Origin of the sequence: Craterilacuibacter sp. RT1T (assembly GCF_023502145.1) — a bacterium.
Lineage (GTDB): Bacteria > Pseudomonadota > Gammaproteobacteria > Burkholderiales > Chromobacteriaceae > Craterilacuibacter.
Window position 1 is genome coordinate 1 of the sequence record NZ_JAMFLI010000017.1, and the last position, 13,543, is coordinate 13,543.

Genomic DNA, 13,543 nt, shown 5'->3' on the forward strand with positions numbered 1-13,543 from the left:
GGGGAGCGGGGAGCGGGGAGCGGGGAGCGGGGAGCGGGGAGCGGGGAGCGGGGAGCGGGGAGCTTGCACCTACTCCCTACTCCCTAGCCCCACTCCCTACTTCCCGATAATCAGAACCCGATGCTGGCGCCCAGATACGCGCCATCGGCGATTTTCCGGTCGCGGCGGTTATCGCGCTCGACCTTGAACTCGCGCCAGCCGGCTTCCACGCCGATCAGCGGCAACGGTTTCCAGCGCAGGCCCAGCATGGTGTCGCTCACCTTGCTGACGCTACCGCTGGCAGCCGCTTCCGGCGCCCAATAGCCCTGTACGAAAGCTTCGCTGGAGAAAGGCAGATCAACCGTAACCCGGCCACCGACCATGGCAGCAGTAGCATCGCCACCGGCATCCAGCCACATGGCCTTGCCGCCCAGATCAACGCGGGCAAACGGTACCGGCAGACCGAAGGTCAGGCCAACACCGCCGGCTTCTGCCGTGCCATGTTCATCCGACTGCAGGTAATCCAGCGTAATGCCGGGGCCGAAGCCGGTAGCGGTACGGCTGATAAAGCCGCCATGTTCGGTTGCAGCCAGCGTCAGATCACCCGCCAGCGCAGGCAGGGCGGCAGCGGCCAGTACGGCAGCCAGTAAAGTCTTTTTCAACATCATGTTTTTCTCGGTTTAAAACAATAAAAAGCCATGTCCCAGTTGTGTGCGGCCCGCTGGCGCGGCATGGCGTCAATCTGCCAGCAGCCCATCCCCGTTAGGCTCGCACCGAAGCAAAAAACGCGGGTGAAGCTTCAAGAGACTTCGGGGGGCTGGGGAGGCAAGGGGCTACGCCCCGCCCCTGCCCGTTCGCCGCGCGGAAGCGGCAATAAAACGATGTCCGCGTAGCGGACACAAAGCCCCAAACCCGTGCTTTGCCATATACAACTGGCACATAGCCAGTAAAAAACCCGCGCCACCATCGCCCGGGGCACGGCCGCGCGGGTAGCTTTCAGTCGGCCATCCGCGTTTCCAGCTCCAGCAGGCGCGCCTTGAGCGCCGCCACTTCGGCTTCCAGCGCGGCGACGCGGCCGGTCAGACCGACCACAATCGCATCACATTCTTCACCGCGCGGTGGCGCCGGATTGGCCCCCTGCTCGGGCATGCCGGACAGCAGCTGCGCCCAGCGTGCTTCGCGCTCACCGCTCTGGCGCGGCAAATGTACCGCCAGAGGCGGATATTTGTCGGCCAGCGCATCCAGTGCGGTCTCGACTTCTTCCACGCTGGAAAAACTGTAGATACGCCCGGCACGGGTGCGGATCTCGGCCGGGGTCTGCGGACCTCGCAACATCAGCATGGCCAGCACCGCCAGGCGGGCGCCCTCGATATTCCATGCATACGGCAGCCGGTGCTCGTATTTGGCAACACGTGCGCCGGCCGGCATGCGTTCACCCACCAGCTTTTGCGCCATCAGCGACGCCAGGGCGGCGCTAAGATCGGCCTCGCCCAGACTCATCACCGGTTCACGGCTGGTGAGCTGGTTGCATGCCGACAATAGGGCGTTCAGCGTCAGCGGATAGGTATCGGGGTTCAGCGCCTGTTTTTCGACCAGACAAGCCAGTACCCGCACTTCGACCGGGTCAAGTTGATGCGTATCCATAATGCCTCCTTGCGATGGCGCTTATGATCGCATCAAACCCGCTGCACTGCATCACCTTGACGCTTGCGCCATCAACCTTTCTACCTCGTGCTTGAGTTCCAGCTCATGCAAGCGCTGCCGGCGCTCATCCTGCGACAAGGCGCGATACAGCGACACCATCATGCCCACCATAATCAGGGCAAATGGCAAGGCGGTAATGATGGACATGCTTTGCAGCCCCTTGAGTCCGCCGCTGGACAACAGGATCAGCGCAATCACCGACACCAGCACACCCCACACCAGTTTGACGCGATGGCCCGGGTTCAGGCTGCCGCCACTGGACAGCATGCCCAGCACAAAAGTGGCCGAGTCGGCCGAGGTGACAAAGAAACTCAGCACCAGCAACATGGCCAGACCGGAGATCACCGCACCGCCGGGCAAGGCGGCAAACATATGGTACAAGGCGGTAGAGACATCACTGCCAACCGCGCCGACCAAATCGGCATGGCCGAATAGCTGCATCCACAAGCCGGTGCCGCCAAAGACAGAGAACCAGATAAAGCTGGCCAGTGCCGGCACCAGCAGCACGCCGACCACGAATTCGCGAATGGTACGTCCTTTGGAAACGCGGGCGATAAACATGCCGACAAACGGTGCCCAGGTAATCCACCATGCCCAGTAGAACAGGGTCCAGCCGGCCACCCAGGTATTTTGCGAATAGGGCGTCAACTTCAGGCTCTGCGCAATCAGGTCATCCAGATAATCGCCCAGCGTCGTGGTGAAGATTTCAAAGATAAATGCCGTCGGCCCCAGGATGGCGACCAGCAGCAGCAAGCCCACCGCCAGCCACAGATTGAGATTGGACAAAATGCGGATGCCGCGCGTCAGCCCAGTCATGGAGGACAGCACGAATAGCACGGTGGCGATGGCAATCACGGCAAACGTCGTCCAGGTGCCGGATGGAACAGCAAACAGATACTTCAGCCCGGCCTCGATCTGCAAAGCACCAAAACCCAGCGAAGTGGCGACACCAAAAGCCGTGGCCAGCACCGCCAGAATATCGATGGTCTTGCCGATGGGGCCTTCGACCCTATCCCCCAGCAAAGGCCGGAATACGGCACTGATCAGCCCGGGTGCGCCACGGTTGAATTTGAAATAGGCCAGCGCCAGTCCCATCACGCTATAGATTGCCCAGGGATGCAGGCCCCAGTGAAAGAACGAGGCATGCATGGCCATGCGCGCCGCCTCCGGCGTCTGGGCGCTAATGCCTTGTGATGGCGAAGCGAAATGCGACAAGGGCTCGGCCGTGCCCCAGAACACCAGGCCGATGCCCATGCCGGCAGAAAACAACATGGCAAACCAAGTGCCACGGGAAAACTCGGGCTCGGCATCCTCTCCGCCCAAGCGGATCTGGGCAAAGCGGCTACAAGCAAGGTACAGGGTAAACAACAGAAAGCCGAATACGGCCAAGAGATAAAACCAGCCAAAGCGGGCAATAGTGAGCGATAACAGGTCTGCCGTGACCTGATTCATCAGTTCGGGAAAAAACACGCCGAACAAAGCAAAAAGAACGGTGAGCGCCAACGAAATACGTAAAACCATACTGCCTCCTTGAGTGGTCTGTCATCCATGCGCGCCATCAACCGGGGCAGGACAACAGCCAGGGTGGGTGGATCAGGTGACTCAAGGCGAGCCGAAGCGGGCAAAGCCGCAATACCCGGGGAACGGGTGTTCATCAAGACGAGCGTAAAGCCCAGACAAGAAAAGTAAGTCAAAATACATAAAAAGCAGGTAAAGCCTACCATCTTTGATACAGATCAAGCAAACCGGATGTCGGCGCGACTTGACAGTCGTCAGCACTGGCGCGACCCTAGCGCCCCCAGAATCCAACCTCTCCTTAACCATGCTCCGAGCCGATATTTTGCTGGTCGAACAAGGCCTTGCCCCCTCCCGCACGGCCGCCCAAAACCTGATTACCGGCGGACGGGTCAGCATCGTGCGCGATGGCCAACTGCTGCCACTGGCCAAAGTCAGCCAGAAGCTGGCACCCGATACCTGCTTTAATATTGTGCCGGATGCCGCCGACCGTTATGTCTCGCGCGGCGCACTCAAGCTGGAAGGTGCACTGGCCGAAGTCGCACTGGATGTGACGGGGCTCAGCGCGCTGGATGTGGGCCAGTCCACCGGCGGCTTTACCGACTGCCTGCTGCAAGCCGGCGCCCGGCGCATCGTCGGCGTCGATGTCGGCCATGATCAGCTGGCGCAAAAAATCCGCGACGATGCACGGGTACGCTATTTCGAGGGCGTCAACGGCCGCGCGCTGGATCATGCAGTCTTGCTGTCGGCCAATGACGGCGCGGCCTTCGATCTGATGGTCTGCGATGTATCGTTTATTTCGCTGACGCTGATCCTGCCTTCCGCCCTGCCCTTGATTCGCCCGGGCGGCTATCTGCTCAGTCTGGTCAAGCCGCAGTTTGAAGTCGGGCGCGAAGGCTTGGGCCATGGCGGCATTGTGCGCAATGAAAGCCTGTACGCCGGGGTCAAAGACAAGATCAGTCAGGCGGTAAAAGCCGAAGGCTTCGAGCTCTTGCGCTGGCTGGATAGCCCGATCAAGGGCGGAGATGGCAACCGGGAATTCTTTGTCTGGGCGCGCAAGCAGTGCTAGTGCGGATGCGCCAGTCTGGCCCGGCCAAGCTAGCGCATCACAAAGTCAATTTAAATGGTATTCAATCGCTAAAATGCATAAAACTATTGCATAGTAAGCACTTGCACTTAATAATGGTCCGGTAACTTTGAGTAGAGGTTGCACTGTCTAAGAGTATGCGGCGGGAGCTTGAACCCGATGATCGCCGCAAAAAGGAGCCAGTGCCGAAGTAGCCAAGCCGTCAGGCACCGCTGCTGGGGGCATTTCAAACAGGAATGTCACTGCCATAGTCTGAGCAAACTATGGAGCGCTACTGAAAGGGTAGAAGTCTCCCCCGGACGCCCTTGGTACGTCTGCTGTCTTCTGGTCCTCTCGGTAGGTCTCCACCTGTAATCCACATAGGTGATACGAGATCATGGAACTAAGCCAATATTCCGATTCTTTACTGTCTGTCTTGCCGCCTTTGGTGGCGGTCTCCCTGGCAGTCATAACCCGCCGCGTCGTTCTGTCGCTAGGCCTTGGCATTGCCGTCGGCGCCCTGCTGTTGACCGGCAATTTGCTGTCGGCCGGGCAATATATCGGGCAATCGGCACTCGCCATTTTCTGGGACGGGAGCGCGCCCAACTGGGGCAGCGTCAACATCCTGCTGTTTCTGCTGCTCTTGGGTTTTCTGATTGCACTGATGACACTCACCGGCGGCAGCCGTGCCTTTGCCGAATGGGCACAGCAGCGCATCAAGACCCGCCGCCAGGCTAAAATCATGACCGGCCTGCTGGTGTTCCTGTTCTTTATCGACGACTACTTCCACAGCCTTGCCGTTGGCACCATTTGCCGCCCGGTCACCGACCGCTATCGCATTTCGCGCGCCAAACTGGCTTATCTGCTGGATTCAACGGCGGCACCGATATGCGTGATCATGCCGGTTTCGTCGTGGGGTGCGTATATCGTCGCCCTGATCGGCGGCATTCTGGCCGCACACGGCATTCAACAGCACAGCGCGTTCTCGGCTTTTATGACCATGGTGCCGATGAATTTTTATGCCCTGTTCACCCTGCTGCTGGTGGTGGCCACCATTATCCGGCCGCTGAATCTGGGCGCGATGGCACAGCATGAGGCACAGGCAGAAAACGGCATGCTGTACGACCAGAGCAAGGGCACGCCACCCGGTGTCAGCGAAGAACTCCAGGCGCTAGGCGAGGGTCAGGTGCGCGATCTGGTGTTGCCCATCCTCACGCTGGTGCTGACCACCATCTACTTTATGCTGGCAACCGGCGCCGAGGTATTGGCACAAGACGCCAAGCCGTTCAGCCTCTTGGGCGCCTTCGAAAATACCAATGTCGGGCTGTCGCTGGTCTACGGCGCACTGAGCGCACTGGCGGTTGCAGGCGTACTGGCGCTGCGTCTGGGCTTGCCCGCTCGCGACTGGCTGTCGGTACTGCGCCACGGCTTGGCCGCCATGTGGCCGGCACTGCGCATCCTGCTGCTGGCATGGCTGATCGCTGCCGTTATCCGCGATGTCCAGACCGGCAAATATCTGGCGTCGATGGCGCAGCTGTCCATGCCATTCTGGCTCTTGCCGGCGGTCTTGTTTGTACTCGCCGGTGCCATGGCGTTTTCCACCGGCACCAGCTGGGGCACCTTCGGCATTATGCTGCCGCTGGGCGCCGATCTGGTGATGGCAACGGAACCTGCCCTGCTGCTGCCGGCCCTGTCGGCGGTGCTGGCCGGTGCCGTGTTTGGCGATCATTGCTCGCCCATTTCCGACACCACCATCCTGTCATCGACTGGCGCAGGCAGCCACCATATCGACCATGTACTCACCCAGCTACCCTACTCCTTGCTGGTTGCGCTGGGCTCCATCGCCGGTTATCTGGTACTGGGCGCCTCCGGCTCGGTGTGGCTAGGCCTGCTGACCTGCTCGCTATGGTTTGCGCTGGCGCTGCCGCTGCTACATTACTACCAGCGACGCCGTCCGGCGCTGGTGCCTTGTGCGGCCTAAACGGCCTGCGCTTCGTTCCCCATCAAATCAAAGAGGGTCACCCGCAGGTGACCCTCTTTTTTATCTGCGCCAGACACCGTCAGCTCTGGTTTGGCAGGCCCGAATCACAGTACCGGGCGCTTCTCGAACAGCTTGTTTTCGTCGTCATCGTGCACATTGCGTACCACCAGCAATGGCAGCGGCGACATACGCAGCAGCGTTTCGGCGAAGCTGCCCATCAGCAGGGTCATCAAGCCGCCACGGCCATGGGTGCCCACCACGATCAGGTCGGCATGATGGTCATCGGCAGCAGCAAGCAGCACCTTGGCCATCTCCTTGCCGCCATCCCAGCTTTCCAGAATCAGCGGCGTGACGCTGCTAATGCCGCTCTCGCGCGCCAGTGCTTCGGCCTCGGCCATGATCTGCGCTCCGCGCTCATGCGCCAGCGTATGCAGATCATGGTTGCCCAGCATGCCGACGCCCTCCACGCTGATGTCGCGCAAGCTGGCCACATGCACCAGAATCAGCTTGCCCTGCTTGACCTGAGCCAGTTTAATGGCCTCCTGCAAGGCCAAGACCGCGTTATGACTGCCGTCCAGTGCGATCACGATATTCTGATACATGCTGCATCCTTTCAAAGAGGAAGATAAGGAACTGATTGTTGACCTTTTTGACCCGGCACACCAGCAGCCGGATCAATAAAACATCACGGCTTGGCGCTGGCCGCCTCGAAAATGGCGTAGGTTTTTTTGGCCGGCTCCAGCACCTGCCACACACCTTCAAAACCGGCCGGAATCACGAAATGGTCACCGGCCTGCAGCAGCACTTCACGACCGCTGCTATCGCTGACCCGCACCAAGCCTTCCAGCAGGGTACAGAATTCGTGTTCGCTATATTTGACACGCCATGTACCCAAGCCGCCGGACCAGACGCCGGCATGAAACTGGCCGCTGGGGTCGGAGTAATGGTTATCCACCCGCTGCTGGCATGCGCCAGCGATATGGCGCTCGGCGGCGGCGACAAACTCGTCGCCCACCACCGGGTGCCGGGCAAACACGATAATATCCTGCGTACTTTTCATGGCTCTCTCCTTTGTATGTCTAATATTTTCAACAAATGTGACACACAAAGGCGATCGGCTTCAAGCCATAACCCGATATAAATATTGACCTGCCAATGCCTCAGCCGGTTTTGCCGAGCGACTGCTGCCGTGCCGCGCTGTCCATAAAGCTCCACGCCACCACCCGGCTTTGCTTTTGCCCCTGCCCCATGGCCAGCGTTTTCACTTCCAGCGCCCCCGCTTGTTTCAGTGCATAGCGGATATCGGCCAGATTGTCCGAGCGCGACACCAGCGTGGAAAACCACAGGCATTGCGTGGCAAAGCGCTGGCTCTCGTCCACCATGCGCGCAATAAACGCCGCCTCGCCGCCCTCGCACCACAACTCGTGACTGCGTCCGCCGAAATTCAGTACCGGCTTGCCGCCTTGCTTGCCCGACAGATTGGCCACTTTGCGCCGGCTGCCGGCGCTGGCCTCGGCGGCCGAAGCGTGAAACGGCGGGTTGCACAAGGACAAGGCGTAATGCTCGCCGGGGCGGATCACCCCCTCGAAAATAGCCTCGCTATCACGCTGCAAACGGCAGCTGATGGCCCCGGATAGCCCCGGATTGGCCGCAATAATGGTTTCGGCACAGCGAATAGCCTGCGCATCGATATCGCTGCCGACAAAGCGCCAGCCGTATTCGGCATGACCGATGAGCGGATAGATGCAGTTGGCACCGACACCGATATCCAGCACCCGCACCGCGCCACCGCATGGCACCACGCCATGGCTATCGGCAGCCAGCAGGTCGGCCAGCGTATGGATATAGTCGGCCCGCCCCGGTATCGGCGGGCACAAAAAGCCGTCGGGAATATCCCAGTGGGCAATGCCGTATTGCAGCGCCAGCAAAGCGCGGTTCAGCGCCTTGACTGCCTGCGGGTCGGCAAAATTCACCGTCGGCTCACCGGCCGGATTGTGGATAACAAAGGCCGCAAGCTCGGGGCTGACGCCCTGTAATGCGGCAAAGTCGTAACGCCCCTGATGGCGGTTGCGCGGATGCAGGCCGGGCTTGCTGCCCTGCGGCTTTTGATTGGGCTTTTTCAGTTTAAGCATGGCTTCAGTCCATCAGCTGGCGGTAAAGATAAACCAGCACCCGCGCCAACTCTTCGGCAGTCTGCGCTTGTGCGGCATTGCCGGAGTGGCCGCCACCGGCGGTTTCCAGCAGCAAGGCGTCGTGTCCCAACTCGGCCAGACGCGCCACCATCTTGCGCGCATGCCCGGGGTGCACGCGGTCATCCTTGGCACTGGTGGTAAACAGCGCCAGCGGATAGTCGGCGTCGGCCTGCACATGATGGTAGGGCGAATAGGCCGCCAGTGCCGCGCGCTCGGCCGCATCGTCCGGATCGCCGTATTCGTCTATCCAGCTCGCGCCGGCCAACAGCTCGGTGTAGCGCAGCATATCGAGCAGCGGCACCTCGCACACCACCGCATTAAAGAGCTCGGGGCGGCGCACCATGCACGCGCCCACCAGCAGGCCGCCATTGCTGCCGCCCTCTATCCCCAGCCGGCGCGGGCAGGTCAGCCCGTGCGCGATCAGGTCTTCCGCCACCGCGATAAAGTCGCCGAAGCTCACCGCGCGGCGCGGCCCCTGCGCTGCCTGATGCCAGGCCGGGCCAAACTCGCCGCCGCCCCGAATGCAGGCCAGCACAAAAGCGCCGCCCTTTTCCAGCCAGTGCGGGCCGAAGTTTTCGATGTAATAAGGCAGCATCGACACTTCAAAACCGCCATAGCCGTACATCAGCGTCGGCGTATTGCCGTCCAGCACCGTGTCCTTGCCACGCACCACAAAGTACGGAATGGCGGTGCCGTCACCGGCACGCGCATGGCGCTGCTCGGCAATAAAGGCCGAGGCATCGAACGCCGCCGGCTGCGCACGCAACACTTCCTGCTCGCCGGTGGCCACATTCAGGCGATACAGCCCGGTCGGCATCAGAAAATCGCTGAAGCTGTAGCAAATAATGTCCGAGTCCCACGGCTGGTCGGCAAATTCGATCACCCCGCTATCGGCCACCGGCAGTGCGCGCTCGCACCAGAGCCCCGCCACCTTGTCGAAGGCCAGCAGACGGCTTTTCACATTGTCGATCAGATTGACGACCAGACTCGCGCGCGTGGTCTCGACCGAGTCGATGGAACGCTTGGCCGCCGGCGCAACCAGCAACTGCACCCGGCCCAGCTGCGCGTCTTTTTCCCCTCTCCCCGAGGGAGAGGGGTCAGGGGTGAGGGCGGAAAGCGCCACCGCCAGCAAGCTGCCGGCAGCATAGCGCTCACCCTGCCACGCCCAGTCATCGGCCAGTTTCACCAAGAGGTCACCCTGCAGATAACCTTCGATCTCGGCCTTGGCCGGCAACGGCAGCGCATGGGTCGCCAGCGTGGCATCAATCAGATGGTAGGTCTTGCTATAGAAGGAGTCGGACGCTTCTATCATGTCCAGCGTGGCGCCATCGGCATCGAGGTAACGCCAGGCGGCCACCATCATTGCACTCTTGGGGGCGGCAAACAGCTGTGTCCACGCATGCTGGCCATCGGCGGCACGCTCGACCAGCCACACCTCGCACGGATAGCCGGCACGGGTCAGCGGTGCGCCCTTCCAGCCCGGACAGACAAACACGCTATCCACATCGCGCCAGGCGATATGGCTCTTGCCCTCGGAGAAGTCGAAGCCATGCGCCACCCAGTCTTGCGCCTCGAGATCGTACTCGCGGCACACCGTCGCATCCTGCCCGCCGCGGGTGAGGAATACCTGCACCCGCGCCGGCACCAGCGTGCAATGGGACACACCATCCAGAAACCAGTCTTCCTCATCAGCGGCGGCCAGCGCATCGATATCGAGCACAATCTGCCAGTCCTGCGCGCCGGCACGGTAGGCCTCCAGCGCGGTACGGCGGTAGACGCCGCGCGGATGCGCGTCATCCTGATGGAAGTTGTACAGCCAGGCGCCGTGCTCGGAGAAAAACGGAATCTGGCGCGTGTCCTGCAAATGGGCGAGGATCTCGGCCTGCAAGGGCGCAAAACGCGCATCGCTATCGAGCAGGCTATGGGTCTTGCTGTTCTGCGCATCGACCCAGGCTTGCGCCTCGGGGCTGTCCAGGCTTTCCAGCCATTGGTGGGGATCGGTATGGGGCATGGCGTCGTCGCTACAAATGAATGGGGGCGATGATGCCATGTAATCCCGTATCAGACAGCTACTTCAGGGCTCCCCCTGGCGACCCGCACTCTTCAATTACTCGACGAGTGTCTTTTTTAATCGCGCAAGCAAGGAAACTCCGACCACAACAGCCAAAACAACACCACCATAAAAAATTGAAATCTCATCAACACTCAACGCTTTCAATTCTGAAAAACCTTTAACACTACTTGAATTTTCATTCACAACCTTTTCCAACATGAGTAACTGCCCCTGCCCAACCCGCAGCGCAGAATAATTACCCACACAAAAAATCAAGTACCCAAGCAAAAAGGCAATCAACTTCAACCTTGACTGCAGCAATTTATCGTTAACAATAACCCAACCAACCACTGCCATTGTCACCGCCTGAAAGTATTTCCACAAGCCATCCACCTGTGCATAATGCGCCTGATAAACACCCATAAAATCATTGAATTCGCACATACCACCCCGCACAATAAATAAAAAAACCCACAAGGCAAGGCCAACAAATGGCATCTAGAAAATTTTTTGGCGAACCCATAACGATAATCCATTTATTTTCTGACACCTAAGGAAGCGCTGATTTCTTCGCCCAGCCCAAACACAGCAACGATAAAATCAAGTGTTTGCATGCCAACAACTAGCAAAAAATCTATTAATCAGCACATCCCTGACCCTTCAAAATAGTGTATTAGCACCCCAAAGAGAATCAGATGTGCGCACCAGCTACGACTCGATTAAGGATGGCACGCACATCGTGTCTATATCATGCAATCCGCTCAACAGCCAGCCATACCGAACCACGGTTATTTTCGTAAAAATGCCACGCATCATTGGCAAAGCAATACAAATAGCCGGAAGCCTTTGGGCTGACCTCGACCGGGCCGTTCCCCACTAGGAAATACTCCATATCGGAAGGCGTTCCGTCCGCATTCGGGTTCTTCGCGTTGGCAATCGCACCGACCAAGGCAAACCACGGCATGTGTCTCATCCTGCGCGACGCATAGAAATCAGCCTTTTTGTTTTTAAAAACTTTTGCGTACCAGCCTTCTAAACCATCAAGGAAAGAACCGGCTAACTGCACGATTTCCCCCGGATGAAAAACCCCGTCATTCATGCCCCCCGGGCCGCATGAAATCGTCCGGTCCACCCACTCCCCGCTTGCCGTCAGCCGATAGGTCGCACCCTTTTTCAGGTACACGCCGGTATCCCCCCATCGATGCTTAGCGTAGATTTCAATATTTTCCGGTTTATCTCCGACACTGAGCAGTCTTGTCCCCCGATAGGGCGCCTGAGAGATAGGCGGCGTGCGATGCCGATCCAGCACGGACGCATGGAGTCGCCCATCATTGACGCTCTCCTGAACAACGGCCGGCGTGCTCCTTGGTTGACTCCTGAACATTTCAAAAACACCCGAATAAGAATCATGCATATACCCGTTCGGGTTTGGTGCAATCTGCTTCAGCATGGAAACTTCAAAATGTGCGCCAAGGCTACTTGCCTCCTCAATCATCCACTGCAGCGCAACATCGGAAAGCCCGGTTTCTAGGTATCCCCCACCGACATCGGCATGCACTCCTGAAAACCATTTTTGCTTGACTGTTCGGCCATCACCAAAATCTTTCTCCGAGAATGGATTATTGTTCTCATCCACCCACAAGGTCGGTGCAAAGCTCGATCTCACCTCATTCATCGCCACGGCATGCCGGGCATGCCGCACATGTTTTCCCAATGCTACGTCGTGAAATCTATACTCACTTGGCCGGTCAAGCATATTGGCCAATTCAGCGTCGTCCGGAACGCCCAAAGCCCCCACCGTATCCCAAGCCCCTACGAAGTAAACCCCGACATCGCTACCGTCCTGGTCTTGCAGACGATCCACTTCCATACCCCACTGCTGGTTGCGCAACCGATACCGGTTCTGATACGCATCCTTCACTATTCTCCATTGTTCCTCATCGCCCTTATCATAGAGCCTCAACAAGCCGGAGCATTGCCCGATCATCCCTGCAAGGCTACGTGCCGAATACGCCCCGCGGCTGAAACCGATAATGAAAATCCTGTCAGATGGAAGGTAATTTCTGCACAGCCAGTGATAGCCGTTGACGATATGATCGTCAATACTGGAGCCAAATGCACCGTCAACCAATTTTTTTATCCTACCTCCCTCTGTACCGACACCGGGGTGATAGAACTTCATGGTCTCTGTTGCCGCTAATGCGTTGAAGAATTTTCGCACATTGGTCGGGCACACTATTTCACCAACCTTTTGATCTGGCGTATTCCATGTCCCGTCAAAACAAACATAAAGATTGCGCATATTGATAACTCCAAACTGAATAATTGAACTCAAACAAATCAAAGCATCTGACGTATTTATTCACACCACAAAAATAGGATCGTAGATTCAATTAAACGTTCAGCTTCTACCAAGCTCCCGGCCACGAGTCCGCCGCCACCAACCGACCACGCCGAGGCCGGACAGCATCAACAGCGCGCTGGCGGGCTCGGGTACCGGCGAGACCGGACGTACCAGCCAGTTGCCGGCCAGCGGCGAGGTGCCGCGGATTTGGCTGCCTTCGAAGACGAAAGGCGCCCCGCCAGAGGTGCTGTTCCAAGAGTAACCATGCACGGCATCCGCCGAGTTTGCCCAAAGATCCTTGCCATAGCTGCCGTCGAAGGATTCTCGCCGCATGGGATCAAACCACTCGTAGAAGCTGTTAAGCACAGGTCCATTTTCTTTCTTGTAAACGTATTCAGGGAACAATACCAACTCACCAAAATTACTCTGAATCAGCTGCTGTACCTCCCGAGATGAGGCGTAGCGCAGACCGTAAGTTGACATCACTGACTTGACCACTGCCCCCTCGTACCCACCTCCGAGGGTCGCTACTGGCTGCAGCCACTCCAGCCCGCTGGCGTTATCGAACACCAGCAACTGGTCGCCTGCCTGCAGATCGCGCTTGAGTAACTCTGCGTGCGCCACACCGCTGAAGCCAAGAGTAAGGGCCAGCACGGCCACGCCGGCCAAGGATCTTTTTGCCATAGGTTTCTCCTCCCCCTTGTCCATA

At 58.7% G+C, this 13,543-nt stretch carries 12 protein-coding genes and 1 riboswitch; of the genes, 2 read left to right on the forward strand and 10 right to left on the reverse strand.

Annotated elements, in window-relative coordinates:
• Positions 1-110: 110 nt before the first annotated feature.
• The 3 genes from M3P88_RS15365 to M3P88_RS15375 form a co-directional block, all read right to left on the reverse strand.
• Positions 111-647: a YfaZ family outer membrane protein gene (locus M3P88_RS15365; RefSeq protein WP_249616871.1), complete on the reverse strand. Its 537-nt coding sequence runs from the start codon at positions 645-647 to the stop codon at positions 111-113.
• 328 nt (positions 648-975) lie between these two features.
• Complete coding sequence (locus M3P88_RS15370; RefSeq protein ID WP_249616872.1) at positions 976-1,623, reverse strand: YceH family protein; 648 nt, start codon at positions 1,621-1,623, stop codon at positions 976-978.
• 51 nt (positions 1,624-1,674) lie between these two features.
• A complete protein-coding gene (locus M3P88_RS15375; protein ID WP_249616873.1) occupies positions 1,675-3,204 on the reverse strand; it encodes a glycine betaine uptake BCCT transporter in 1,530 nt (509 codons plus the stop codon).
• A gap of 301 nt (positions 3,205-3,505) precedes the next feature.
• Here M3P88_RS15375 and M3P88_RS15380 point away from each other — a divergent pair, with 301 nt between their 5' ends.
• On the forward strand, positions 3,506-4,267 hold the full coding sequence (locus M3P88_RS15380) for a TlyA family RNA methyltransferase (protein ID WP_249616874.1): 762 nt from the start codon (positions 3,506-3,508) through the stop codon (positions 4,265-4,267).
• A 124-nt stretch (positions 4,268-4,391) separates the two neighbouring features.
• Positions 4,392-4,567: riboswitch (Lysine riboswitch) on the forward strand.
• Positions 4,568-4,661: 94 nt separating this feature from the next.
• Positions 4,662-6,245, forward strand: a complete 1,584-nt coding sequence (locus tag M3P88_RS15385) for a Na+/H+ antiporter NhaC family protein (protein ID WP_249616875.1) — start codon at positions 4,662-4,664, stop codon at positions 6,243-6,245.
• Positions 6,246-6,349: 104 nt separating this feature from the next.
• Here M3P88_RS15385 and M3P88_RS15390 read toward each other — a convergent pair whose 3' ends face one another.
• The 7 genes from M3P88_RS15390 to M3P88_RS15420 all read right to left on the reverse strand — a co-directional run bounded on the left by M3P88_RS15390 (position 6,350) and on the right by M3P88_RS15420 (position 13,518).
• Positions 6,350-6,847: a universal stress protein gene (locus M3P88_RS15390; RefSeq protein ID WP_249616876.1), complete on the reverse strand. Its 498-nt coding sequence runs from the start codon at positions 6,845-6,847 to the stop codon at positions 6,350-6,352.
• Positions 6,848-6,930: 83 nt separating this feature from the next.
• Positions 6,931-7,305 (reverse strand): cupin domain-containing protein, encoded by a 375-nt coding sequence (locus tag M3P88_RS15395; RefSeq protein WP_249616877.1) that lies wholly within the window; start codon positions 7,303-7,305, stop codon positions 6,931-6,933.
• 100 nt (positions 7,306-7,405) lie between these two features.
• A complete protein-coding gene (gene rlmF, locus M3P88_RS15400; RefSeq protein ID WP_249616878.1) occupies positions 7,406-8,377 on the reverse strand; it encodes a 23S rRNA (adenine(1618)-N(6))-methyltransferase RlmF in 972 nt (323 codons plus the stop codon).
• Between the two features lie 4 nt (positions 8,378-8,381).
• Positions 8,382-10,448, reverse strand: a complete 2,067-nt coding sequence (locus M3P88_RS15405) for a prolyl oligopeptidase family serine peptidase (protein ID WP_249616879.1) — start codon at positions 10,446-10,448, stop codon at positions 8,382-8,384.
• A 96-nt stretch (positions 10,449-10,544) separates the two neighbouring features.
• Positions 10,545-10,988 (reverse strand): hypothetical protein, encoded by a 444-nt coding sequence (locus M3P88_RS15410; protein ID WP_249616880.1) that lies wholly within the window; start codon positions 10,986-10,988, stop codon positions 10,545-10,547.
• Between the two features lie 250 nt (positions 10,989-11,238).
• Positions 11,239-12,792, reverse strand: coding sequence for a T6SS phospholipase effector Tle1-like catalytic domain-containing protein (locus M3P88_RS15415; protein WP_249616881.1), 1,554 nt, complete (start codon positions 12,790-12,792; stop codon positions 11,239-11,241).
• A gap of 99 nt (positions 12,793-12,891) precedes the next feature.
• A complete protein-coding gene (locus tag M3P88_RS15420) occupies positions 12,892-13,518 on the reverse strand; it encodes a PEP-CTERM sorting domain-containing protein (protein WP_249616882.1) in 627 nt (208 codons plus the stop codon).
• Positions 13,519-13,543: the final 25 nt, after the last annotated feature.

Bases quoted from the DNA above. Each gene is read 5' to 3' on its own strand.
- M3P88_RS15390 (WP_249616876.1), bottom strand. From the start codon at position 6,847: ATGTATCAGAATATCGTGATCGCACTGGACGGCAGTCATAACGCGGTC.
- M3P88_RS15370 (WP_249616872.1), bottom strand. From the start codon at position 1,623: ATGGATACGCATCAACTTGACCCGGTCGAAGTGCGGGTACTGGCTTGT.
- M3P88_RS15410 (WP_249616880.1), bottom strand. From the start codon at position 10,988: ATGCCATTTGTTGGCCTTGCCTTGTGGGTTTTTTTATTTATTGTGCGG.
- rlmF (WP_249616878.1), bottom strand. From the start codon at position 8,377: ATGCTTAAACTGAAAAAGCCCAATCAAAAGCCGCAGGGCAGCAAGCCC.
- M3P88_RS15405 (WP_249616879.1), bottom strand. From the start codon at position 10,448: ATGCCCCATACCGATCCCCACCAATGGCTGGAAAGCCTGGACAGCCCC.
- M3P88_RS15420 (WP_249616882.1), bottom strand. From the start codon at position 13,518: ATGGCAAAAAGATCCTTGGCCGGCGTGGCCGTGCTGGCCCTTACTCTT.
- M3P88_RS15365 (WP_249616871.1), bottom strand. From the start codon at position 647: ATGATGTTGAAAAAGACTTTACTGGCTGCCGTACTGGCCGCTGCCGCC.
- M3P88_RS15375 (WP_249616873.1), bottom strand. From the start codon at position 3,204: ATGGTTTTACGTATTTCGTTGGCGCTCACCGTTCTTTTTGCTTTGTTC.
- M3P88_RS15380 (WP_249616874.1), top strand. From the start codon at position 3,506: ATGCTCCGAGCCGATATTTTGCTGGTCGAACAAGGCCTTGCCCCCTCC.
- M3P88_RS15415 (WP_249616881.1), bottom strand. From the start codon at position 12,792: ATGCGCAATCTTTATGTTTGTTTTGACGGGACATGGAATACGCCAGAT.
- M3P88_RS15385 (WP_249616875.1), top strand. From the start codon at position 4,662: ATGGAACTAAGCCAATATTCCGATTCTTTACTGTCTGTCTTGCCGCCT.
- M3P88_RS15395 (WP_249616877.1), bottom strand. From the start codon at position 7,305: ATGAAAAGTACGCAGGATATTATCGTGTTTGCCCGGCACCCGGTGGTG.